This window comes from Pseudomonas sp. efr-133-TYG-103a (genome assembly GCF_030209235.1).
Taxonomy (GTDB): Bacteria; Pseudomonadota; Gammaproteobacteria; order Pseudomonadales; family Pseudomonadaceae; genus Aquipseudomonas.
Window position 1 is genome coordinate 49,083 of sequence record NZ_JARVSK010000010.1, and the last position, 20,589, is coordinate 69,671.

Genomic DNA, 20,589 nt, shown 5'->3' on the forward strand with positions numbered 1-20,589 from the left:
CTCATCGGCGGATGAGTCAGGCGGTTTTTTCGAACTTCAAATCCCAGACCCCATGCCCCAGACGCTCGCCACGGCGTTCGAACTTGGTGATCGGACGTTCCGCAGGGCGCGGGACGCATTTGCCGTCTTCGGCCAGATTGCGGTAACCGGGAGCAACGTTCATCACTTCCAGCATGTATTCAGCGTAGGGCTCCCAGTCGGTCGCCATGTGCAGGACGCCGCCGGGCTTGAGCTTGCTGCGAACCAGCGCCGCAAATTCGGCCTGAACGATGCGACGCTTGTGATGGCGCGCCTTGTGCCAGGGATCCGGGAAGAACAGCATCAGGCGATCGAGGCTGTTATCGGCAATGCAACGATTGAGCACTTCGATCGCGTCGCAATCGTAGACCCGCACGTTGGTCAGGCCTTGCGTCAGAACGCCATTGAGCAGCGCACCGACACCAGGACGATGCACTTCAACGCCAATGAAATCCTGCTCGGGCGCCGCCGCTGCCATTTCCAGCAGCGAGTGCCCCATGCCGAAGCCAATTTCCAGCGTGCGCGGCGCAGAGCGGCCGAACACCTTGTCGAAATCAACCGGCTCGTCGGCCAGCGGCAGGACGAACAGCGGTTTGCCTTGATCCAGGCCGCGCTGCTGGCCTTCGGTCATGCGACCGGCACGCATCACGAAGCTCTTGATGCGTCGATGATGGCTTTCATCGCCCTGTTCTTTACCGTCTTCGTCGTTCATCACTTCGTCGTCCGGAAGTGCATCGGGCTTTTGCGAATCAATCATCAACAGGCTCTTACTTGATCAGACCGTCCAGCGGCGAGGACGCGCTGGCATAGAGTTTCTTGGGCATACGACCCGCCAGGTAAGCCATACGGCCTGCCAGAATGGCGTGTTTCATCGCTTCTGCCATCAATACCGGCTGCCCGGCGTGGGCAATGGCCGAGTTCATCAGCACCGCTTCGCAGCCCAGCTCCATCGCGATGGTGGCGTCCGAAGCAGTGCCGACACCGGCGTCGACCAGCACTGGTACTTTCGATTCTTCGAGAATGATCTGCAGGTTGTACGGGTTGCAGATCCCGAGACCCGTGCCGATCAGGCCCGCCAGAGGCATGACCGCGCAGCAGCCGATTTCGGCCAGTTGGCGCGCGATGATCGGGTCGTCGCTGGTGTAGACCATCACGTCGAAACCGTCCTTGACCAGCGTTTCCGCGGCCTTGAGGGTTTCGATCACGTTAGGGAAAAGGGTCTTCTGATCAGCCAGAACTTCAAGCTTGACCAGGTTATGGCCGTCGAGCAGCTCACGCGCCAGGCGGCAGGTACGCACTGCTTCGGTGGCGTCATAGCAACCGGCAGTGTTCGGCAAAATGGTGTAACGATCAGGTGGCAGCACGTCGAGCAGGTTCGGCTCACCCGGATTCTGGCCCAGGTTGGTACGACGCACGGCGACCGTCACGATTTCCGCGCCAGAGGCTTCGATGGCCAGACGGGTTTCTTCCATATCCTTGTACTTGCCAGTGCCAACCAGCAGGCGCGACTGGAAAGTCCGACCGGCCACTGTAAACGGCTTGTCGCTATGAACATTGCTCATCGGAAATCCTCTTTACGGTTGAGGTTCTTGCAGTTCTTTCTGGATCGGGTCGCAGCGCAGGTCGGCAGCCCTAGCCACCGCCGATGGCATGCACCACTTCGACCTGATCGCCTTCGTTCAGCGTCGTGGATGCGTGCTGGCTGCGCGGGACGATATCCAGATTGAGTTCGACTGCGATCCGACGTCCGACCAGATCCAGACGTGTCAGCAATGCCGCAACGGTCTCGCCGTCGGGCAGTTCAAAGGATTCACCGTTCAACTGAATGCGCATGCGGATGGCAGCCATCATTTTAGGGGGCGAGCATTCTAGCCCGATCAGCCTCCGGGACCAAGGCAAAGGCACGCCATTCGTCTCAGCCAAGGGGCAATGGTTTCACCTGTGGGAGGTCGGCCACTCAAAGGGTATCCACGCCGAGCCGCCAGGCCGTCCAACCCAGAATGAACCAGCCGATGAGAAAGCACAGCCCGCCTATCGGCGTGATGATGCCCAGCTTGCTCACTCCCGTGAGCGTCAGAACGTACAGGCTGCCCGAGAACAACAGGATACCGAGCGTGAAGGCGATGCCGGCGTAACTGACCAGCCGCCCCTGAATCTGAGTCGCCAGGATCGCCACGCCGAAGATCGCCAGCGCGTGAATCAGCTGATAGAGCACGCCGGTCTGGAAGATCGCAAGGTATTCAGGGGTGAGGCGGTTTTTCAGGCCATGGGCAGCGAATGCGCCCAGCGCGACGCCGGTAAATCCGAAGAAAGCGGCCAGCATCAAGAAGGTTCGTAGCATGGGTGACTCCGTCAAAAATCGTTCTATCCTGCGTGGTCTGTATAATGGCCCGCTCAACCGCTTCGGCCAAGCCATCTCTATGCTGCGTTTCCTGCTCAGTCGTATCGCCAAAGTCCTGCTCTGGTTTGCAGCGGCGAGTGTCGTGCTGGTTTTGATCTTCCGCTGGGTGCCACCCCCCTTCACCGCGCTGATGGTCGAGCGCAAGATTGAATCCTGGTTCAACGGCAAGCCCATTGATCTGCAGCGTGACTGGCAGCCATGGGACAAAATCTCCGACGATCTCAAAGTCGCGGTCATCGCCGGGGAAGACCAGAAATTCGCCGAGCATTGGGGCTTCGATATCGACGCCATTCAGGCGGCGCTGGTGCACAACGAGCGCGGCGGTTCGATTCGCGGCGCCAGCACGCTGAGCCAGCAGGTGTCCAAGAACCTGTTCTTATGGTCAGGCCGCAGTTATTTGCGCAAGGGACTGGAGGCGTGGTTCACCGGATTGATCGAGGTGTTCTGGTCCAAGCAGCGAATCCTTGAGGTGTACGTCAACAGCGTCGAGTGGGACGACGGGGTTTTCGGGGCGCAAGCGGCTGCGCAGCACCACTTCCATGTCAACGCCGGCCAGTTGTCGACGCAGCAGGCCAGTTACCTCGCCGCAGTGCTGCCAAACCCTCGCGAATGGAGCGCCAGTAATCCGAGCAGCTACGTCTCACGACGGGCCGGCTGGATTCGCCAGCAAATGCGCCAGCTGGGTGGTGATGAGTATCTGGTGGGGTTGAATCACAGCCGCAAATGGTGAGGTAGCCCAACGCTCACTGAAACCCATAAACAAAAACGCCCCGATCATCTCGGGGCGCTTCGTTTCAGTCTTTCGCTTAAGCGGCGATTGACGACTTCAGTTTGTTCATCGCGCTCTTCTCGAGCTGACGAATCCGCTCGGCAGAGACGTTGTACTTCTCGGCCAGATCGTGCAGCGTCGCTTTTTCCTCAGCCAGCCAACGCTGATAGAGGATGTCGCGGCTGCGCTCATCGAGCACGTTCAACGCTTCGTGCAGGTTGGCGGTGGAGCTGTCAGTCCAATCGGAATCTTCCAGCTGACGCGCCGGATCGTAACGATGGTCTTCCAGATAGTTGGCCGGAGACTGGAACGCGCTGTCGTCGTCGGCTTCAGCAGCCGGGTCGAACGCCATGTCGTGGCCAGTCAGACGGCTTTCCATTTCGCGCACTTCGCGCGGTTCAACGCCCAGGCTTTCCGCCACACGATGAACTTCTTCGTTGTTCAGCCAGGCCAGACGCTTCTTCTGGCTGCGCAGGTTGAAAAACAGCTTGCGCTGAGCCTTGGTGGTCGCGACTTTCACGATGCGCCAGTTGCGCAGGATGAATTCGTGAATTTCGGCCTTGATCCAGTGCACGGCAAACGACACAAGGCGGACACCCATCTCGGGGTTGAAGCGCTTCACGGCCTTCATCAGGCCGACGTTACCTTCCTGGATCAGGTCAGCCTGAGCCAGTCCATAACCGGAATAACTGCGTGCGATATGCACGACAAATCGCAGGTGGGCGAGCACCATCTGCCGAGCCGCCCCTAGATCCTGCTCGTAATAGAGACTCTCGGCCAGTTCACGCTCCTGCTCGGGCGTCAGCAGTGGAATGCTGTTTACCGTGTGCACATAGGCTTCCAGGTTTGCACCCGGAACCAAGGCATAAGCAGGTTGCAAAGAATTGGTCATACGAAAAAACCTCCGACACATGACTCGTGCAGTTCAGCACTGCGAAATTGACCGGGAACCGCTAGACAAGTTCCCTTAGCTGAAAAGTCAATAGATGAAACAAAATTTACGCTACAAAAATGACCTGAACATTAAAACTCAACGAGGTGCCAGCTCTCTCAAATGGCGTGCGACCGCAATCCACGCACCGATATAACCCAACAACACGGCTCCTAGCAAGAGCGACAGACCATCTGCCATCGGCACCCCCGCCAGCGCGAAGTTACTGCCATACAACCCGGCCAGCTTGACGACCGCCTCGTTCAGCCAATCCAGGCCGAAAGCGAGCACGCCCCATGACAGTACCCCGGCACCGAATCCATACAGTGCGCCCATATAAAGGAAAGGCCTGCGCACGTAGCTGTCCGTGCCACCCACCAATTTGATGACTTCAATTTCGGTGCGCCGGTTCTCGATGTGCAGACGGATGGTATTGCCGATGACCAACAACAGTGCACCCACCAGCAATACAGTGAGGCCGAAAACGAAGCGGTCACCCAGTTTCAGGATCGCCGCCAGACGCTCGACCCAGACCAGATCCAGCTGAGCCTGCTGCACCTTCGGCAGTTCAGCCAGGCGCGTACGTAACGCCTCCAGCGCGGCTTTGTCAACTTCCAGCGGTGTAACCAGCACAACGCCAGGCAGCGGGTTTTCCGGCAGTTCCTTGAGCGCCTCGCCCAGACCGGACTGCTGCTGAAACTCGTTCAACGCCTGATCACGACTGATGTACTCGGCATCCGCCACGCCCGGCATCTGCTTTATCTGACTGACCAGACTGTCGCCTTCGGTCGACGAGGCATCGAGCTGCAAATAAAGCGATATCTGCGCGGCACGCTGCCAAGACCCGCCCAGACGCTCGACGTTGTTCAACAGAAGCGACAAGCCCATCGGCAAGCTCAGCGCGATGGCCATGACCAGACAGGTGAAAAAGCTGCCGATCGGTTGCTTGCCCAAGCGGCGCAGACTGTCGAGCAGACTGGAGCGATGAGCTTCGATCCACGCATTGAACAGCGTGCCGAAATCCGGGCCGTCGTCATCGTCGTGTTTCTTTTTCTTCTGAGGCGCGGGATCGGCGGCCTTGGGGGCCACGCGCTCGGAAACCTTGGGACTGCGAGTCGCACTCATGCTCCAGCCTCCCCGTCGCCGATCAGTCGGCCGCGTTGCAGTGTCAGCATGCGATGACGCATGCGCGCAATCAGGGCCAGGTCGTGACTGGCGATCAGCACGCTGGTGCCAAGGCGATTGATGTCTTCGAAGACGCCCATGATTTCCGCTGCCAGCCTTGGATCGAGGTTACCGGTCGGTTCGTCCGCCAGCAGCAAGGCCGGGCGGTGAACGATGGCGCGGGCAATACCCACGCGCTGTTGCTGACCTGTGGACAAGTCGCCGGGGTACAACTCGGCCTTGTCGGAGAGCGCCACGCGCTCCAGTGCCGAATCGACGCGTTTGGTCACCTCGGTTTTGGACAACCCCAGAATCTGCAGGGGCAAGGCGACGTTATTGAACACCGTGCGGTCGAACAGCAACTGGTGATTCTGAAATACCACGCCGATCTGACGACGCAGAAAGGGAATCTGCGCCGTGCTGATCTGGCCCAGGTCCTGACCGGCCAGCAGCAACTTGCCGGTGGTCGGGCGTTCCATGGCGAGCAACAGACGCAACAGCGTACTTTTGCCGGCGCCAGAGTGACCGGTTACAAACAGAAACTCCCCACGACGTACTCGAAAGCTCAGCTCATGCAAGCCGACGTGTCCGTTCGGATAGCGTTTACCGACCTGTTCGAAACGAATCATGTGCGCTCCCGCTCTGCGAAAAGGGCCTGAACGAAGGGTTCAGCCTCGAAAGTCCGCAAATCGTCGATGCCTTCACCGACACCGATGTAACGGATCGGCAGGCCGAACTGCTTGGCCAGCGCGAAGATCACGCCGCCCTTGGCCGTGCCGTCCAGCTTGGTGAGCGCAAGTCCGGTGAGGCTGACGGTCTGATTGAACTGCTTGGCCTGGTTGATAGCGTTCTGCCCGGTACCGGCGTCGAGCACCAGCAGCACCTCGTGCGGGGCCTGCTCGTCCAGTTTGCCGATCACCCGGCGAACCTTCTTAAGCTCTTCCATCAGGTTATCTTTGGTGTGCAGACGGCCAGCGGTGTCAGCGATCAGCACATCGATACCGCGCGCTTTGGCCGCCTGCACGGCATCGTAAATCACCGAAGCCGAATCGGCGCCCGTGTGCTGAGCGATCACCGGAATCTTGTTGCGCTCACCCCAGACCTGTAACTGCTCGACCGCCGCGGCGCGGAACGTATCGCCAGCGGCAAGCATGACTTTCTTGCCTTCGAGCTGGAGTTTTTTCGCCAGCTTGCCGATCGTCGTGGTCTTGCCTGCGCCATTGACGCCGACCACGAGAATCACGAACGGCTTGTGCTCGGAGCCAATGACCAACGGCGCTTCAACCGGCTTGAGCATCTCAGTCAGCTCGCTCTGCAGCGATTTGTACAGCGCATCGCTGTCCGTGAGTTGTTTTCGCGCCACTTTCTGCGTCAGGTTGCGCACGATCAAGGACGTGGCTTCAACACCGACGTCGGCCGTCAGCAGGCGGGTTTCAAGCTCATCGAGCATGTCGTCGTCGATGGCTTTCTTGCCCAGGAACAGGCTCGCCATTCCTTCGCCGAGACTGGCGCTGGTTTTCGACAGGCCTTGTTTCAGGCGCGCGAAGAACCCGGGCTGTTTCGCTTCGACGGGCGCCTGCTCAATCGCAACCGGCACCGCGGGAGTCTCTGCCAAGGGCACGACCGGCGCAGCGACGGGCGGCGGCGTGACAGAAGGCGGGGCCAGTGACGGCAGATCATCGCCGGCTACCGGATCAGCCAGGGCGGGCGGCGCAGGCTCGACCAACGGGATCGCGTGCGTCGCAGCGGTCTGACGGGGGGCCGCTTCATCGGGAACGTTCAATGCGCCAGTCTCAGGCTGCTCCAACACGACCGCCTGCGGTGGAATCTCCGGCGTCACGTGGGGCTCGCCTTCATCCGTCAACGCGACCGGTTCTTCGGCCACTGGCAACTTCAACCAAGGCTCTGCGCCAGGCGCCTGGTCAGTGACGGGCTCGACGACAACAGGCGGCTCGTTCGAAACGAGAGACTCCGGAGCGCGCTCGGCGGGAATCGGCGGAGCGACTTGGGGCTCAGCGGCGATTTGTGGTTCAGCAGCGACCGGCGTCTCTTCAACGACGGGCTCGGGCGCTGTTTCAGGTGCGATCTGTGGCTGCTCGTTGACGGTTTCCTGCGGCTTTTTGCGCAGCCATCCGAACAGGCCTTTCTTCTCGCCAGCCGGGGCTGGGGTCTTCTTGTCGTCGTTGGAACCAAACATGGAGGACGGCTATCTCAAGGTAGCGACGCGCCAGAGCGGCGCCTCTGAAAAATTCTGTCAATGCGAAACAGACTGCTTTTATGTCTGCTTGTTCATAGCCTGCCTGGACACATCACCCGGACGTCGCGTCTGCCCTGACAAGGGTCGTCAAGGCCATTTCTTACGAAGTCCGTTTACGACTCACACATCTTAGCCGTGGTCGGCAAGCAAACTGGTCGCTATCCTAGGGCGTGTGATCACATATTTCCACCGCCGCGTTCCCGCGCAAAAGCGCGTAAGACAAGGCGCAAGCCGTGAGGGATGTGTGTTTCCCTGCCAGGATCTGTAACGCAGTATGGCGCGCTTTCAGACCACCCTCCGGAGCGCTGCGGGAAATATGTGATGATACGCCCTAACCCCTGCGCCCGCCGACGCTAAGTTCATGCAGGCCGCCTCGAAGGTTCAAATTACGAATGAATGCTCTTGCCCGCTGCGCCGCAGGCCTGCTGCTCAGCACGATCTGTTTGCCCTTTGCAGCCCTGGCTGCCGACCCTCAACCCACCTCCGAATTCACGCTCGATAACGGCCTGAAAGTCATTGTGCGCGAAGACCATCGCGCACCGGTCGTGGTTTCTCAGGTCTGGTACAAGGTTGGCTCCAGCTATGAGACGCCAGGCCAGACCGGCCTCTCCCACGCGCTGGAACACATGATGTTCAAGGGCAGCGCAAAAGCGGGTCCTGGCGAGGCGTCACTGATCCTCCGCGATCTTGGCGCGGAAGAAAACGCATTCACCAGTGACGACTACACCGCTTACTACCAGGTGCTGGCGCGTGACCGTTTGAGTGTGGCGTTCGAGCTCGAAGCTGACCGCATGGCCAGCCTGCGTCTGCCGCCCGAAGAGTTCGCTCGCGAGATTGAAGTCATCAAGGAAGAACGCCGCCTGCGCACGGACGACAAGCCCAATGCCAAGGCGTACGAGCGCTTCAAGGCAATCGCTTACCCCGCCAGCGGCTACCACACGCCGACCATCGGCTGGATGGCTGACCTGGACCGCATGACCGTTCAGGAGCTGCGCCACTGGTACGAGTCCTGGTACGTGCCGAACAACGCCACGCTGGTTGTGGTGGGCGACGTGAAACCCGATGAAGTGAAAGCACTGGCACAACGCTTCTTCGGGCCGATTCCTCGCCGCGATGTACCGCCCTCCAAAAAGCCGCTGGAACTCGCCGAACCCGGATTGCGCCAGATCACCGTGCATGTGGCCACGCAAATGCCCAGTCTGATGTATGGCTTCAACGTGCCCAGCCTTGCAACCGCCACCGATCCGCAGTCGGTAAATGCCTTGCGACTGATCTCTGCCTTGCTCGACGGCGGCTACAGCGCCCGCATCCCGGCGCGTCTGGAGCGTGGTGAAGAACTGGTGACCGGCGCGTCGTCGGACTACGACGCCTACACCCGTGGCGACAGCCTCTTCACCATCAGCGCCACGCCTAATCAGCAGAAAAAGAAAACCCTGGCAGACGCGGAAGCCGGCATCTGGCGTCTGCTCGACGAATTGAAGACCAAGCCACCGACCAAAGAGGAACTGGAACGGGTTCGGGCCCAGGTCATCGCGGGGCTGGTCTATGAACGCGACTCCATCACCAGCCAGGCCAGCACCATTGGTGAGCTGGAAACGGTGGGTCTGTCCTGGAAGCTGATCGATCAGGAACTGGCGGCGCTGCAAAGCGTGACGCCTGACGACATTCAGAAAGCAGCACGCACGTATTTCACCCGCGAACGCCTCGCCGTTGCGCACGTTTTGCCTGAGGAGAAAGCCCAATGACCAAGCGCATCGACACCCGCGCTGCACGGCCTCGGGCCTCGGTACTGCTGCTGACCGCGACGCTGAGCCTGCTTGGCGCCGCACTTGTGCAGGCGGACGCGCCAGCCGACGCACCCAAGGCAATCGACAAGGCGGCATCCACGCTGGAATCGCTGAAGGCGCTTGATGGAAAAGCCCCACCCCGCCGCGACCTGAACATTCAATCGTGGCAGACCGCAGAAGGCGCGCGGGTATTGTTCGTCGAAGCCCATGAGCTGCCGATGTTCGACATGCGCCTGCTGTTTGCCGCTGGCAGCAGTCAGGACGGCGCCACGCCTGGAATCGCACTCGTGACCAACGCCATGCTCAATGAGGGCGTAAAGGGCAAAGACGTGAGCGCGATCGCGGAAGGATTCGAAGGACTGGGCGCGGACTTCGGCAACGGCTCCTATCGCGACATGGCCATTGCTTCGCTGCGCAGCCTGAGCGCCCCTGAAAAGCGCGAGCCTGCGCTGAAGCTGTTTTCGGAGGTCGTGGGCAAGCCTACGTTTCCCGCCGACTCGCTGGCCCGTATCAAAAACCAGCTGATGGCGAGCTTCGAGTACCAGAAACAGAACCCTGGCAAGCTGGCGGGTGATGAGCTGTTCAGACGTCTCTATGGCGACCATCCTTATGCACACCCGAGCATGGGAACGGCCAAAACCATCCCGCCGCTCACGCTTGCCCAATTGAAGGCGTTTCACGCCAAGGCGTACGCCGCCGGAAATGCTGTCATCGCGCTGGTGGGCGACCTGTCGCGGGCCGAAGCGCAAGCCGTCGCGGCGCAGGTGTCGGCTGCGCTGCCAAAAGGCCCGGCGCTGGCGAAGACCGTTGCCCCTATCGAGCCCAAAGCCGGCGAAACCCACATCGAGTTTCCGTCCAAGCAGACTCATCTGATGATGGCTGAGCTGGGCATTGACCGCGCCGACCCGGATTACGCGGCACTGTCGCTGGGGAATTCGATTCTCGGCGGCGGTGGCTTCGGCAGCCGTCTGATGGCCGAAGTTCGTGAGAAACGCGGCCTGGCTTACGGCGTATCCTCTGGCTTCACGCCCATGCAGGCTCAAGGTCCGTTCATGATTGGCCTGCAGACCCGCGCTGAGATGAGCCAGAACACGCTGCAACTGGTCAAGGATGTCACCCGTGACTTTCTCGCCAATGGTCCCACGCAGAAAGAACTCGACGATGCCAAGCGCGAGCTGGCCGGCAGTTTTCCGCTCTCGACCGCCAGCAACTCGGCAATCGTCGGTCAACTGGGCGCGATTGGCTTCTATAATCTGCCTCTTACATTCCTCGAAGACTTCATGACGCAATCGCAGAGCCTGACGGTCGAGCAAATCAAGGCCGTCATGAACAAGCATCTCGACGTCGACAAGCTGGTGATCGTGACCGCAGGTCCGACCGTCCCGCAGAAGCCTCTGCCGCCACCTACTGATAAACCAGCCGAGCAACCACTCGGCGTACCGGAGCACTAATGACCTCGACTTCAAAGCCGCCGCGCATCCACAAAGGCCACAAAATCCATACGGGCCTGGGCCAGTTGCGGATCATCGGCGGCGAATGGCGCAGTCGGCGTTTGAGCTTCCCGGATGGCCCGGGGCTGCGGCCTACGCCGGACCGCGTTCGGGAAACCCTGTTCAACTGGCTCGCGCCTTATATCGAAGGCGCGCGCGTGCTGGACCCGTTCGCGGGGAGCGGCGCCTTGTACCTCGAAGCCCTGTCGCGAGGGGCGAGCATGGGCCTGGCGCTGGACACCAATTCGGCGGCCATTTCCAGCTTGCGCGAGCATCTGGGCACGTTGCGCTGCACGGTCGGCAAGACCTCCAGCGGCGACGCACTGCGCTATCTGGAGACCCAACCGGCGGAACAATTCGACGTGGTGTTTCTCGACCCACCCTTCCACCAGAATCTTCTGCTCCCGGCGTGCGCGTTGCTGGAAGAACGGGCATGGCTGGCAGATAACGCCTGGATCTACACCGAAAGTGAAACCGCGCCGTCTTCACTTGGCCTGCCCGCCAACTGGCGCTTGCACCGCGAGAAAAAGGCCGGACAGGTTTACTACGCGTTGTGGGAACGAAGTGTCATCGCCAGCTGACCGCCGCCCGTTCGTCCCCGCGTTCGGTCTCGGCAACCCGCATTTGCAGACCCTCTGGGGGCCGCTCTGGCGCCGGACCATTCATCTGGACCGGCGCCGTGAGCGGATATGGCTGGACGATGGCGATTTTCTCGACATGGACTGGCACGGGCCGCACGACGCCCACGTACCGGTCGTTCTGGTCCTGCACGGGCTGACCGGATCGTCCAATTCGCCTTACGTGGTCGGCCTGCAGCAAGCCATGGAAAAACTCGGCTGGGCGAGCGTGGCGCTCAACTGGCGAGGTTGTTCTGGCGAGCCGAACCTGTTGCCGCGAAGCTATCACTCAGGCGTCAGCGAAGACCTTGCGGCTGTGCTCGCGCACCTCAGAGCCGCACGCCCGCTCGCGCCCCTTTACGCGGTCGGCTACTCGCTGGGCGGCAACATTTTGCTCAAGCACCTGGGCGAGTCGGGGCTGGACAGCAACCTTCAAGGCGCTGCTGCCGTGTCGGTCCCGTTCAGGCTCGACGAGTGTGCCGACCGTATCGGTCTGGGCTTCTCGCGGGTCTACCAGCGCCATTTCATGCGGGAAATGCTCGGTTACATCAAAGACAAGCAGCGCCGGTTTCAGCACGAGGGGCTCAGCGACGGCCTGGCGGAGCTCGCCGCTTTGGGCTCGCTCAAAAACCTGCGCACTTTCTGGGAATTCGACGGGCGGGTAACGGCGCCACTCAATGGCTTCGTGGATGCCCATGACTACTACCGTCGCGCCTCAAGTCGCTATTTCCTCGGCGCGATCCGGACGCCGACGTTGCTGGTGCAATCGCTCGACGACCCATTCGTGTTCAAACACAGTCTCCCTGATGCCGGTGAGTTGTCGGCAAGCACGCGATTCGACCTGCAAAACCGTGGCGGGCACGTGGGTTTCGTCGGCGGAACGATCAGAACGCCGTCTTACTATCTGGAACAGCGCATCCCCGCCTGGCTGCTGGACGTGCATGGCGCTCAGACCCACCTCTGAATCGTATCGGCGAGCCCGATTGCCGGGCGAGAATCAGTCGCCCGTTGCGACGCCACGGGCCGGATCGTTGATCCATTCGCTCCAGGATCCGGCGTAGAGCCCACCGAGCGGATAGCCCGCCAGGCACAGGGCAAACAGGTTGTGGCAGGCCGTGACGCCCGAGCCGCAATAGGCGACCAGCGCCTGCGGCGCCCTACCTTTCAATGTCTCGGCGAAGCGTTGTTTGAGCTGCTCGGCTGGCAAGAAGCGACCATCGGGGCCGAGGTTGTCAGTGAATGCGGCGCATTGAGCACCCGGAATATGGCCTGCGATCGGGTCGATGGGCTCGACTTCTCCGCGAAAACGCGCGGGTGCCCGGGCATCAATCAAGGTCAGGTCAGCCTGCCCCAGCCGGGCCTGCAGCTGCTCGGCGCTGAGTACCAGCGCATCGTCGGGCTGCCCCTGAAATGTGCCCCTTCGTTGCAGCGGCGGATCCAGGCTCAGCGGCAGACCGGCGGCATGCCAGGCCTTGAGCCCGCCATCGAGCAGATAGACGCCTTCTCGCTTGCCCAGCCATGCCAGTAACCACCACGCCCGGGCGGCATAAGCGCCGGGGCCATCGTCGTACAGCACGATATCGCTGTCCGGGTTGACGCCCCAGAACTGCAGCCGCTCGGTCAGAATCTGAGGATCCGGCAAAGGGTGTCGCCCCGTCACCCCTCTGACGATTGGCCCACTCAGGTCATTGAGCAGGTCAGCATAGGACGACCCTTCGATATGGCCTTCCGCGTAGCTGCGCTGGCCGTAGTCCAGATCATCGAGCGAGGAGCGACAATCGAGAATGACAAGACCCGGTTGCTTGAGGCGGGCTTCCAGTTGTTGCGGGCTGATCAATTGCGCGATGGACATGACGGGCTCCTGCAGACAGTGAAAATGGGGCAATATGACGATCGATTCGAGGCCTGCCGGTCTCAGCCGGCGTCCTCCAGTGCCTTGTTCAGCGGCACATAAAATTCTGCGCACAGCGCATGCACGGCCTCGTGCGCCTGGGGCGTTACGTAAGCCAGTTCCAGCATCAAAACCTGATAAACGCCCCGACGAATCGCGTTTTCGCTCAAATGCGTGGCGTTCTCTCTGGTCGTGCACAGGAAGCGAACCCACGACGTCAGAATGATCCAGGCATTGAGCGTCAGCGACTCGATCTGCACCTGATTCATGCTCAGGATCTGCGCTTCGACGAACCCGCCATAGATAGACATCGCCTTGATCAGACAATGCTGGGAAAACCGCCGATAACGGGCTGCCAGCTCTGGATCGGCGTCGAGCAAGTGTTCGAGATCGCGATGCAGGAAGCGATAACGCCACATGCCATTGAGGATCGCCACCAGGTAATGGCGCTTGTCCTCGACGCCGGGAAGGCGACCTTTGGGCGGGTGAAGAAAGCTGTCGACGAGGGTTTCGTATTCAGTGAACAGCTCGGCGATGATCGCCTGCTTGTTGGGGAAGTGGTAATAGAGATTGCCTGGCGAAATCTCCATGTGCGCCGCGATGTGGTTGGTGCTGACACTGCGCTCGCCTTGCTGATTGAACAGCTCCAGGCTGCTCTGCACGATGCGTTCGCGGGTCTTGATGCGTAAGGTTTTGATGCGCGGCGCCATGCTCAGCTCAAACGTCAGGACGTAACAGGATTGTGCTGGATCTTAACGCAAGCTTCAGGATCGCGGGCAGTCTTCACGGCTCGAACTGCGCCCTGCTGCACGAGAAGCACATCGCTGCGGCGCCGATTGACTTTTTAGAGTGATGACTCTAAAAAGGCTCAAACCCAAGAGCGCCGCCGCGATGCCTGCCGAATCCATGCGTCTACCACTGCCGGAAAACTCAGATCCGCAGCACGATGAGCTTGCCGTGCAGTTCGACGCGCAGCGTCGAGCCTTCGCCGCCAATCCGATGCCGACGGCGAGTCAGCGACGACAGTGGCTCGACGGCCTGCATCGCGCGCTCAGCACCGAACGACAGGCGATCATCAATGCGATCAGCGCCGATTTCAGCCATCGCAGTGCGGACGAAACACTGCTGGGCGAACTGATGCCCAGTCTTCACAACATCCGATACGCCCAGCGTCAGCTGAAAAGGTGGATGCGACCGTCTCGACGCCGCGTCGGCCTGGCGTTCCAGCCGGCCAGCGCCAAAGTGATCTATCAGCCCCTCGGCGTGGTAGGCGTGATCGTGCCGTGGAATTACCCGCTGTTTCTGGCGATCGGGCCGCTGGTGGGCGCGCTGTCAGCGGGTAATCGCGTGATGCTCAAGCTCAGCGAAGCCACGCCTGCAACCGGCCAGTTGCTGAAAACCTTGCTAGGACGGGTGTTCTCAACAGATCTGGTGTCCGTGGTTCTCGGTGAAGCCGATGTTGGCGTCGCGTTTTCCAGACTGCCCTTCGACCACCTTCTGTTCACGGGCGCAACCAGCATCGGGCGGCATGTGATGCGCGCCGCCGCCGAAAATCTCACGCCTGTCACGTTGGAACTGGGCGGAAAATCGCCAGCCATCGTCTCCGCTGACGTGCCGATCGAGGACGCAGCCCAGCGGATCGCGTTCGGCAAGACCTTCAATGCAGGACAGACCTGTGTGGCCCCGGATTACGTGCTGGTCCCCAGAGATCGCATCGATGCGTTCGTCGCTGCCTACACCCAGGCCGTTACCGGTTTTTTTCCTACGCTGGATGACAACCCGGACTACACCGCCATCATCAGCCCTCGGCATGTCGCTCGTCTTGAGCATTACCTGACCGATGCTCGGAGCAAAGGCGCGAAGGTTATCTCGCTGTTCGAACGAGGTCAGGGGCGCCGAATGCCGTTCAGCCTGCTGCTGGATGTCAGTGACGATATGATCGTGATGCAGGACGAAATCTTCGGACCACTGCTGCCCATCGTGCCGTATGAGACTATCGAACAGGCCTTCGATTACATCAACGCCCGACCTCGCCCACTGGCGCTGTATTACTTCGGCTACGACAAGGCTGAACAGAACCGCGTGCTGGAGCAGACACATTCCGGCGGCGTGTGCCTGAATGACACGTTGCTGCATGTCGCCCAGGACGACCTGCCTTTCGGCGGCATAGGCGCCTCTGGCATGGGGCATTACCATGGCCGCGAAGGATTTCTGACGTTCAGCAAGGCCAAAGGCGTGTTCATCAAGCAACGCTTCAATGCGGCACGTCTGATTTATCCGCCTTACGGCAAGGCCCTTCAGAAGCTGATCCATAAGCTGTTCATACGCTGAAAGGCGAACCGGGACCTGCACCGAGCCGACTTGGCCCACCCGACGCGCTGCGATACCATCCCAGTCCCTTTACGGACTCCGACCAGGACGACGCGATGAACCGAGTGTTGTACCCAGGCACCTTCGACCCCATCACCAAGGGCCATGGCGATCTGGTCGAGCGCGCATCGCGCCTGTTCGATCAGGTCATCATTGCCGTCGCCGCCAGCCCGAAGAAAAACCCGCTCTTCCCGCTGGAACAACGCGTCGAGCTGGCGCGTGAAGCCACCCGGCACCTGCCCAATGTCGAAGTCGTCGGATTCTCCAGCCTTCTGGCGCATTTTGCCCAGGAACAGAACGCCAACATCCTGTTGCGCGGCCTGCGGGCGGTGTCTGACTTCGAGTACGAATTCCAGCTGGCGAACATGAACAAACAGCTGGCACCTGACGTAGAAAGTCTTTTTCTCACGCCGTCCGAACGTTATTCGTTCATATCATCTACGCTGGTCAGGGAAATCGCAGCGTTGGGGGGTGATATCACGAAGTTCGTCCACCCTGCGGTCGCACAGGCGCTGAGTGAAAGGTTCAAGTCCTGATCCCATGCGTCACGGCTTAGGTGCATACCGAGCGCTAATGCGGCACAATTCGCCGCATTAGTTTTGATATGCCCCGGTGTCGACCGCGGCAGGAGTATCCATGTCCCTGATCATCACCGACGATTGCATCAACTGCGACGTCTGCGAACCCGAGTGCCCGAACGAAGCAATTTCCCAGGGGGAAGAGATCTATGTGATCAATCCGAACCTGTGCACCGAGTGCGTCGGCCATTACGACGAGCCGCAGTGTCAGCAAGTCTGCCCCGTGGACTGCATCCCGCTGGATGAAAACCACGTCGAGAGCAAAGACGAACTGATGGCCAAGTACCAGTTGATTACCAGCAAGGCATAAAAACCGAAGGCATATTTGTCGGCATACGCGCTTTCGCCGAAGACACTGGCTGTAAATGCCTGTTGAAATGAGCGAGATACGCATGACATCGAAGTCAACGCCGATACTTTCCTTGTTTGGCGCAGCCATTCTGCTGTTTGCCGTTTCGGTCCACGCGCAACCTGACCATCCTGATCAGGCCGCAATTGCCAGCCCACATCCCCTCGCTACTGCCGCCGGTCGGGAAATTCTGATCGATGGCGGTAACGCATTCGATGCCGCCATTGCCATCAGCGCCACCCTGGCAGTGGTCGAGCCATACGGTTCAGGCTTGGGCGGTGGCGGGTTTTTCCTGCTGCGGCAAGCGGGCGATCCCGTTCAGTATCAGTTTCTGGATGCGCGCGAAAAAGCCCCGCTCAAGTCCCGGCCCAAAATGTTCCACCGCAACGGCATCGTCCAGCCTGACCTGTCTCTGAACGGGCCATTGGCGGCTGCGATTCCGGGCATGCCTGCGGCGCTGGTCGAACTGGCCGAGCGATACGGCCGTCTGCCGCTGTCTATCTCCCTCGCGCCCGCGATACGCACGGCATACCGCGGCTTCAAGGTCGACGAAGTCTATCGGGAGCGCGCCAGCTGGCGGTTGTTCGCGCTGCGCAGCAACAAGGAAAGCGCGCGCCTGTTCTTGCGTAACAACGATGTGCCGAACCTGGGGGACGTCATCACTCAACCCGAACTGGCGCAAACGCTGGACCGTCTGGCGGACAAAGGGCGAGCGGGCTTTTACAGCGGCCTGACAGCGCAGGCGATGGTCAGCGGTGTGCGGCGCGCAGGAGGCATCTGGAATTACCACGATTTTGAAGAGTACAACGTCATCACGCGCACGCCGCTGCGCTTTCAGATGGCCGACCAGCGCGAGCTGATCAGCGCGCCGCCGCCCTCAGCCGGCGGCATTGCCCTGGCGCAAAGTCTGTTCATGCTTCAGCAGCTGCCATGGCGCGAGTCCGCCAAGGTGCAACGCGCACACTACGTGGTGGAAGTACTACGCCGCGCCTACCGCGACCGCGTGCTGTTCGGCGACCCGGACTTCGTGCCCAACCCCATTGCGCAGGTGCTAGCTCCGGATTACCTTTTTCAGCTGTCCACCAGCGTCGATCCTCACCGCGCGACACCGAACAACACGCTGCCTCCGGCACCTCGCTGGCGTGAAGGTGACAACACCAGCCACTTTTCCGTGCTCGACAGCGAAGGCAACGCCGTTGCGGCAACGCTCTCACTCAATCTGCCGTTCGGCTCGACGTTCACGGTTCCGGGGACCGGCGTAGTGCTCAACGATGAGATGGACGATTTTTCGATCGATCCCAAGGGCAGCAGCACCTCTGGCCTGCCAGGCAGTCAGGCCAACATCATTGAACCGGGCAAGCGCCCGCTTTCGAGCATGAGCCCCAGCTTCATCGAGAGCCCCCACGCCTTTGCAGCGTTCGGCACACCTGGTGGCAGCAGAATCCCAAGCATGGTGCTGCTGTCGATGCTGCAATATCTGGACGAGCAACCGATCGCCAACTGGGTATCGGCGCGTCGTTATCACCATCAGTACACGCCTGACGTGGTGGAGTACGAATCCGGCGCTTTCAATGAGGCGGAACTGGCTGACTTACGTGAGCGCGGCTACCCGCTGAAGGAAGCCAAACGCGACTTCGGCAATCAGCAAGTGCTCCTGTGGAACAAAAACAGCGCGAAGGTCGAAGCCGCCAGCGATCCACGTGGCGTAGGAGTTTCGAACACGTTCAGCCCTGACAGCCGACTGAGGCTGGTGCGGACCTGCGCCGATCAGTCTTGCTTGCCGTAGCCGCTCGTCGTGCAACCGAGGCAGCGGACGAACGCTGCCTTGCCTGGATCGACCACCAGCGCTTTACCGGTAGCGCCCAGGTTGCCGCCCGCAGCGGCGAAAGGCGAGGCAACCACGAAAAGCCCGGCCCCGATCACAGTGGCGACGATCAACAAGGGGCGCGCGATCAGCAGGTCGCCGATCATCGCGTATGCAGGAGGATTCTGGATTTCGTAGACCGGATCGCCACTGCCGGACACTTCGACCTGTGCCCAGGCCGGCGCCATCTGCAAGCCGAAGAACAGGGCCAGGGTAGCAGCGAGAATACGAAACGGGCTCATGGCAGATCCTTCGGGCTCAGCAGAAAAGTGATGCTGCTCACTATAAACAGGGATCGGGGTTACGCAAGGGGCCGTGTGTTTCATTCCCGACACAGAGGTTGCACCGACCGCCGAGGTTGACGACCTCGATCTTACTTCTGACATTTGGGGCAATAAACGCTGGCGCGCTGCCCCAGTTTGATCTCGCGCAGCGTCGTACCGCAGACCTTGCACGGCTGTTCGCCACGCCCGTAAGCAAAGAGATCTTGCTGAAAATAACCGGGCTGCCCGTCACCCCCGATAAAGTCCCGCAGCGTCGTGCCGCCGCGCTCGATGGCGGCGGCCAGGATGCGCTTGATCTCGATTGCCAGCTTGATATAGCGCGCCTTGGAAATACTGCCGGCCGCTCGACGCGGGTCGATGCCGGCAGCGAACAGCGCCTCTGTCGCATAAATGTTGCCGACGCCCACGACAACGGCGTTATCCATGATGAACGGCTTGACCGCCATGACGCGACCGCGAGAAAGCTCGAACAGGCGCAGACCATCGAACAGATCGGTCAACGGCTCAGGCCCGAGGCGAATCAACAGCTCATGATTGTGCGGGTCAAGACTCCACAGCATCGCCCCGAAACGCCGAGGATCGGTGTAGCGCAGTGCCAGCCCCGACTCCAGTTCGATATCGACATGTTCGTGCTTGAGCGCGGGTAGCCCCGCCTCTACCAGACGAAGATTCCCAGACATCCCCAGATGGCTGATCAACGTACCCACTTCGGCCTGAATCAACAGGTACTTCGCGCGGCGCTCGACCACCACAATCTTCTGCCCCGACAGGCGCACATCGAGGTCTTCCGGGATCGGCCAGCGCAGGCGTCGATCACGCACGATCACGCGACTGACGCGCTGACCTTCCAGATGAGGCGCGATGCCCCGACGGGTGGTTTCGACTTCAGGTAATTCAGGCATTGGGGGCTCGACGCAGGATTGAGCGAGGGCGCGCAGGATCAGTGCGCGCTCAGCTCGCGAATGCTTTCCTTGAGGTTTTCAAAGTCGTAATCGGACAGACCGACGTAGTCCAGGACCAGATGGCCGATGCTGTTCCATTCATGATCGATGGTCTGATTACCCAGCACGCGATGCGACGAGCAGATGTGTTCGGCCATCTTGAGGATTGCCAGCAGATTTTTCAGCGGCGCATTGCGGCCCGAATCATCTTGAAAGATTGCCAGCGCGTTGTGATGGTTGGCGATTGCATTGCTGACATGTTCCGGCAAACGCCAGGACTTGGCAGTGAAATAGCCAACAACCGCATGGTTCGTATTGAGGATGCGGTTTTCTGTGTCAACCACGCGGACATCTGGGCTAGCCTTGGCGTAAGCCTCTTCAAGCACGTTCATGTATTCGGGGAAACGCTTGAGCATGAGCGGAATGCCGCAGTCGTGAAACAGGCCCAGCGCATAGGATTCGTCGACCGTCTGCGAGCCGATGCGCTTGGCCAGCGTCAGGCTCGTCATCGCGACGTCTTGCGCGGTGTCCCAGAAGCGGTTGAGCACCACGATGGTCTCGTCGCTCATCTCGCCCTTGATCGACTGGGCGTTGATGAGGTTGATCACCGAACGGCTGCCCAGCAGGTTGACCGCACGCTGGATCGAGGCAATTTTGTTGGCGAGGCCGTAATGCGCCGAGTTGACGATCTTCAACAGCGCGCCGGACAAGCCAGGGTCCTGCGCAATCAACCGGGCGATCACACCCAGATCAGGGTCGGGCATGTACTGCTCCATCTGCAAATCCACCATGATTTGCGGCTGGGGCGGCACGCTGATGCCTTGCAACGCCTGCTGAATCTGCTCGGAAGTAAGCTCTTGGGACATAAGTACACACTC

22 protein-coding genes are annotated in these 20,589 nt (G+C 60.5%); 9 read left to right on the plus strand and 13 right to left on the minus strand.

Going from position 1 to position 20,589, the window contains the following annotated elements; translation table 11 throughout:
• Nucleotides 1–16: 16 nt before the first annotated feature.
• From trmB to QRN36_RS08025, 4 genes are all read right to left on the minus strand, one after another.
• Nucleotides 17–730: a tRNA (guanosine(46)-N7)-methyltransferase TrmB gene (gene trmB / locus QRN36_RS08010; RefSeq protein ID WP_285423667.1), complete on the minus strand. Its 714-nt coding sequence runs from the start codon at nt 728–730 to the stop codon at nt 17–19.
• 55 nt (nt 731–785) lie between these two features.
• Nucleotides 786–1,580, minus strand: a complete 795-nt coding sequence (locus QRN36_RS08015; protein WP_285423561.1) for a thiazole synthase — start codon at nt 1,578–1,580, stop codon at nt 786–788.
• 70 nt (nt 1,581–1,650) lie between these two features.
• Nucleotides 1,651–1,851: a sulfur carrier protein ThiS gene (thiS, locus tag QRN36_RS08020; RefSeq protein ID WP_093468809.1), complete on the minus strand. Its 201-nt coding sequence runs from the start codon at nt 1,849–1,851 to the stop codon at nt 1,651–1,653.
• Nucleotides 1,852–1,975: 124 nt separating this feature from the next.
• Nucleotides 1,976–2,359, minus strand: a complete 384-nt coding sequence (locus QRN36_RS08025) for a DUF423 domain-containing protein (RefSeq protein ID WP_285423562.1) — start codon at nt 2,357–2,359, stop codon at nt 1,976–1,978.
• A gap of 79 nt (nt 2,360–2,438) precedes the next feature.
• Between QRN36_RS08025 and mtgA the strand changes: the two genes are divergently transcribed.
• The gene (gene mtgA, locus QRN36_RS08030; RefSeq protein ID WP_285423668.1) at nt 2,439–3,149 is read left to right on the plus strand and encodes a monofunctional biosynthetic peptidoglycan transglycosylase; all 711 of its coding nucleotides are present in this window, start codon (nt 2,439–2,441) and stop codon (nt 3,147–3,149) included.
• Between the two features lie 76 nt (nt 3,150–3,225).
• Here the strand turns inward: mtgA and rpoH are convergent, their stop codons facing one another.
• The 4 genes from rpoH to ftsY all read right to left on the minus strand — a co-directional run bounded on the left by rpoH (nt 3,226) and on the right by ftsY (nt 7,480).
• Nucleotides 3,226–4,080: an RNA polymerase sigma factor RpoH gene (rpoH, locus tag QRN36_RS08035; RefSeq protein WP_093468210.1), complete on the minus strand. Its 855-nt coding sequence runs from the start codon at nt 4,078–4,080 to the stop codon at nt 3,226–3,228.
• 138 nt (nt 4,081–4,218) lie between these two features.
• The gene (gene ftsX / locus QRN36_RS08040; RefSeq protein WP_285423563.1) at nt 4,219–5,244 is read right to left on the minus strand and encodes a permease-like cell division protein FtsX; all 1,026 of its coding nucleotides are present in this window, start codon (nt 5,242–5,244) and stop codon (nt 4,219–4,221) included.
• Nucleotides 5,241–5,912: a cell division ATP-binding protein FtsE gene (ftsE, locus tag QRN36_RS08045; RefSeq protein ID WP_093468204.1), complete on the minus strand. Its 672-nt coding sequence runs from the start codon at nt 5,910–5,912 to the stop codon at nt 5,241–5,243. The genes ftsX and ftsE overlap by 4 nt, the downstream gene beginning before the upstream one ends.
• Entirely contained in the window at nt 5,909–7,480 is a 1,572-nt protein-coding gene (gene ftsY / locus QRN36_RS08050; RefSeq protein ID WP_285423564.1) for a signal recognition particle-docking protein FtsY, read from the minus strand. The genes ftsE and ftsY overlap by 4 nt, the downstream gene beginning before the upstream one ends.
• A gap of 452 nt (nt 7,481–7,932) precedes the next feature.
• Here ftsY and QRN36_RS08055 point away from each other — a divergent pair, with 452 nt between their 5' ends.
• The 4 genes from QRN36_RS08055 to QRN36_RS08070 are packed head-to-tail and all read left to right on the plus strand — an operon-like array spanning nt 7,933 to nt 12,398.
• The gene (locus QRN36_RS08055; RefSeq protein WP_285423565.1) at nt 7,933–9,285 is read left to right on the plus strand and encodes a pitrilysin family protein; all 1,353 of its coding nucleotides are present in this window, start codon (nt 7,933–7,935) and stop codon (nt 9,283–9,285) included.
• Nucleotides 9,282–10,778, plus strand: a complete 1,497-nt coding sequence (locus QRN36_RS08060) for a pitrilysin family protein (protein WP_285423566.1) — start codon at nt 9,282–9,284, stop codon at nt 10,776–10,778. Before QRN36_RS08055 ends, QRN36_RS08060 begins: the two co-directional genes overlap by 4 nt.
• Complete coding sequence (gene rsmD, locus QRN36_RS08065; RefSeq protein ID WP_285423567.1) at nt 10,778–11,398, plus strand: 16S rRNA (guanine(966)-N(2))-methyltransferase RsmD; 621 nt, start codon at nt 10,778–10,780, stop codon at nt 11,396–11,398. Before QRN36_RS08060 ends, rsmD begins: the two co-directional genes overlap by 1 nt.
• Nucleotides 11,382–12,398, plus strand: coding sequence for a hydrolase (locus QRN36_RS08070; RefSeq protein ID WP_285423568.1), 1,017 nt, complete (start codon nt 11,382–11,384; stop codon nt 12,396–12,398). Before rsmD ends, QRN36_RS08070 begins: the two co-directional genes overlap by 17 nt.
• Before the next feature lie 33 nt (nt 12,399–12,431).
• Here QRN36_RS08070 and QRN36_RS08075 read toward each other — a convergent pair whose 3' ends face one another.
• Together QRN36_RS08075 and QRN36_RS08080 are read right to left on the minus strand one after the other, a co-directional pair.
• Nucleotides 12,432–13,286 carry a sulfurtransferase gene (locus tag QRN36_RS08075; RefSeq protein WP_285423569.1) on the minus strand — a complete coding sequence of 285 codons (855 nt, stop codon included), beginning with the start codon at nt 13,284–13,286 and terminating at the stop codon, nt 12,432–12,434.
• 62 nt (nt 13,287–13,348) lie between these two features.
• Entirely contained in the window at nt 13,349–14,035 is a 687-nt protein-coding gene (locus QRN36_RS08080; RefSeq protein WP_285423570.1) for a TetR/AcrR family transcriptional regulator, read from the minus strand.
• A 196-nt stretch (nt 14,036–14,231) separates the two neighbouring features.
• Between QRN36_RS08080 and QRN36_RS08085 the strand changes: the two genes are divergently transcribed.
• The 4 genes from QRN36_RS08085 to ggt all read left to right on the plus strand — a co-directional run bounded on the left by QRN36_RS08085 (nt 14,232) and on the right by ggt (nt 18,408).
• Nucleotides 14,232–15,656 (plus strand): coniferyl aldehyde dehydrogenase, encoded by a 1,425-nt coding sequence (locus QRN36_RS08085; protein WP_285423669.1) that lies wholly within the window; start codon nt 14,232–14,234, stop codon nt 15,654–15,656.
• 95 nt (nt 15,657–15,751) lie between these two features.
• Nucleotides 15,752–16,231: a pantetheine-phosphate adenylyltransferase gene (gene coaD / locus QRN36_RS08090; protein ID WP_093468178.1), complete on the plus strand. Its 480-nt coding sequence runs from the start codon at nt 15,752–15,754 to the stop codon at nt 16,229–16,231.
• 100 nt (nt 16,232–16,331) lie between these two features.
• Nucleotides 16,332–16,583, plus strand: coding sequence for a YfhL family 4Fe-4S dicluster ferredoxin (locus QRN36_RS08095; protein ID WP_074752410.1), 252 nt, complete (start codon nt 16,332–16,334; stop codon nt 16,581–16,583).
• Nucleotides 16,584–16,665: 82 nt separating this feature from the next.
• Nucleotides 16,666–18,408, plus strand: coding sequence for a gamma-glutamyltransferase (ggt, locus tag QRN36_RS08100; RefSeq protein WP_285423571.1), 1,743 nt, complete (start codon nt 16,666–16,668; stop codon nt 18,406–18,408).
• Here the strand turns inward: ggt and QRN36_RS08105 are convergent.
• The 3 genes from QRN36_RS08105 to QRN36_RS08115 all read right to left on the minus strand — a co-directional run bounded on the left by QRN36_RS08105 (nt 18,390) and on the right by QRN36_RS08115 (nt 20,523).
• The gene (locus QRN36_RS08105; RefSeq protein ID WP_285423572.1) at nt 18,390–18,728 is read right to left on the minus strand and encodes a multidrug transporter; all 339 of its coding nucleotides are present in this window, start codon (nt 18,726–18,728) and stop codon (nt 18,390–18,392) included. The genes ggt and QRN36_RS08105 overlap by 19 nt on opposite strands.
• 131 nt (nt 18,729–18,859) lie before the next feature.
• Nucleotides 18,860–19,672 (minus strand): bifunctional DNA-formamidopyrimidine glycosylase/DNA-(apurinic or apyrimidinic site) lyase, encoded by an 813-nt coding sequence (mutM, locus tag QRN36_RS08110; RefSeq protein WP_285423573.1) that lies wholly within the window; start codon nt 19,670–19,672, stop codon nt 18,860–18,862.
• Between the two features lie 38 nt (nt 19,673–19,710).
• Complete coding sequence (locus tag QRN36_RS08115) at nt 19,711–20,523, minus strand: HDOD domain-containing protein (RefSeq protein ID WP_285423670.1); 813 nt, start codon at nt 20,521–20,523, stop codon at nt 19,711–19,713.
• Nucleotides 20,524–20,589 lie beyond the last annotated feature (66 nt).

Coding starts and splice junctions, on each gene's coding strand:
- QRN36_RS08095 (WP_074752410.1), top strand. CDS start 16,332: ATGTCCCTGATCATCACCGACGATTGCATCAACTGCGACGTCTGCGAA.
- ftsX (WP_285423563.1), bottom strand. CDS start 5,244: ATGAGTGCGACTCGCAGTCCCAAGGTTTCCGAGCGCGTGGCCCCCAAG.
- QRN36_RS08105 (WP_285423572.1), bottom strand. CDS start 18,728: ATGAGCCCGTTTCGTATTCTCGCTGCTACCCTGGCCCTGTTCTTCGGC.
- rpoH (WP_093468210.1), bottom strand. CDS start 4,080: ATGACCAATTCTTTGCAACCTGCTTATGCCTTGGTTCCGGGTGCAAAC.
- rsmD (WP_285423567.1), top strand. CDS start 10,778: ATGACCTCGACTTCAAAGCCGCCGCGCATCCACAAAGGCCACAAAATC.
- QRN36_RS08025 (WP_285423562.1), bottom strand. CDS start 2,359: ATGCTACGAACCTTCTTGATGCTGGCCGCTTTCTTCGGATTTACCGGC.
- QRN36_RS08015 (WP_285423561.1), bottom strand. CDS start 1,580: ATGAGCAATGTTCATAGCGACAAGCCGTTTACAGTGGCCGGTCGGACT.
- ftsY (WP_285423564.1), bottom strand. CDS start 7,480: ATGTTTGGTTCCAACGACGACAAGAAGACCCCAGCCCCGGCTGGCGAG.
- trmB (WP_285423667.1), bottom strand. CDS start 730: ATGAACGACGAAGACGGTAAAGAACAGGGCGATGAAAGCCATCATCGA.
- QRN36_RS08075 (WP_285423569.1), bottom strand. CDS start 13,286: ATGTCCATCGCGCAATTGATCAGCCCGCAACAACTGGAAGCCCGCCTC.
- coaD (WP_093468178.1), top strand. CDS start 15,752: ATGAACCGAGTGTTGTACCCAGGCACCTTCGACCCCATCACCAAGGGC.
- ggt (WP_285423571.1), top strand. CDS start 16,666: ATGACATCGAAGTCAACGCCGATACTTTCCTTGTTTGGCGCAGCCATT.
- mutM (WP_285423573.1), bottom strand. CDS start 19,672: ATGCCTGAATTACCTGAAGTCGAAACCACCCGTCGGGGCATCGCGCCT.
- QRN36_RS08060 (WP_285423566.1), top strand. CDS start 9,282: ATGACCAAGCGCATCGACACCCGCGCTGCACGGCCTCGGGCCTCGGTA.
- thiS (WP_093468809.1), bottom strand. CDS start 1,851: ATGCGCATTCAGTTGAACGGTGAATCCTTTGAACTGCCCGACGGCGAG.
- QRN36_RS08080 (WP_285423570.1), bottom strand. CDS start 14,035: ATGGCGCCGCGCATCAAAACCTTACGCATCAAGACCCGCGAACGCATC.
- QRN36_RS08055 (WP_285423565.1), top strand. CDS start 7,933: ATGAATGCTCTTGCCCGCTGCGCCGCAGGCCTGCTGCTCAGCACGATC.
- mtgA (WP_285423668.1), top strand. CDS start 2,439: ATGCTGCGTTTCCTGCTCAGTCGTATCGCCAAAGTCCTGCTCTGGTTT.
- ftsE (WP_093468204.1), bottom strand. CDS start 5,912: ATGATTCGTTTCGAACAGGTCGGTAAACGCTATCCGAACGGACACGTC.
- QRN36_RS08085 (WP_285423669.1), top strand. CDS start 14,232: ATGCGTCTACCACTGCCGGAAAACTCAGATCCGCAGCACGATGAGCTT.